Consider the following 1,041-nt stretch of genomic DNA (forward strand, 5'->3'; position numbering starts at 1 on the left):
AGGGTGAGGGCGATCTTGCCGGTGTGCCGGGCGTTGGCGAGATAACGGAAGGCGGTGGGGGCGTGGCGGATGTCGTAGCTGCGGGTGGGCAGCGGTGGCAGGGTGCCGTCGTGGAAGAGGGGTTGGAGCCTCCGGTAGAGGGCGGCGATGGTGTCTTCGCCGCCGTCCATGAGGTCGAACGCCTGGTAGGTGGTTTCCGGGTGGTCGGCGGTCCAGGTGTCCGGGTGGCGGATGTCGGTCTTGCCCATGTCGATGAGGCGTCCGCCTGGGCGCAGGAGGCGGCCGCTGGCGTCGAGGTGGTCGCCGGTGAGGCTGTTGAGGACGACGTCGATGCCGGGGGTGTGGCTGCGGTAGTGGTCCTCGAAGTCGAGGGTGCGGCTGTTGGCGATGTCGGGTTCCGCGATGCCCAGGCGGTGCAGGGTCGACCACTTGGTGGGGTGGGCGGTGGTGTGGATGTGGGCGCCGAAATGGCGGGCCACGTGGATGGCGGCGTGGCCGACGCCGCCGGTGGCGGCGTGGATGAGCAGGTGTTCGCCGGCTTGGAGGTGGGCGAGGTCGTGCAGGGCGTAGTACGCGGTGAGATACGCGATGGGGGCCGCCGCCGCCTGGGTGAGGGTCCAGCCGTCCGGGATGGGCGTGACCAGACGCTGGTCAGTGACGGCACTGGCGCCGATGCCGTTGAACAGGCCCATCACCTGTTGTCCCACCTGCAGGTCGGTGACGGCGCTGCCGGTTTCGGTGATGGTGCCGGCGCCTTCGCCGCCGATGGGGCGGGGGTCGTTGACGATGCCGAGGGCCACCACGACGTCGCGGAAGTTGACGCCGCCGGCGTGCAGGCGGACGCGGACCTGGTGGGGTTGCAGGGGTGCGGCGTAGTCGGGGCAGTGGGCCAGGCGCAGGTTGTCCAGGCTGCCGCCGGAGGTGGTCTCCAACCGCCACGCCTCACCGTCGGGCACGGGTAGCCCGGCCGTGGTGTGAGCGGGGGCGAGGCGCGGCACGTGCAGCCGGCCGTCCCGGATGGCCACCTGCGGCTCACCCGAC

The 1,041-nt window shown here is 71.5% G+C and carries 1 protein-coding gene; it reads right to left on the reverse strand.

Features of this window, described 5'->3' with window-relative positions; all coding sequences use genetic code 11:
* Nucleotides 1-1,025: zinc-binding dehydrogenase (locus EFE23_RS27830; RefSeq protein WP_148058567.1), on the reverse strand; the 1,025-nt coding region annotated here is incomplete at its 3' end.
* Nucleotides 1,026-1,041 lie beyond the last annotated feature (16 nt).

The sequence above is a fragment of the Micromonospora solifontis genome (genome assembly GCF_003725545.1).
Lineage (GTDB): Bacteria > Actinomycetota > Actinomycetes > Mycobacteriales > Micromonosporaceae > Micromonospora > Micromonospora solifontis.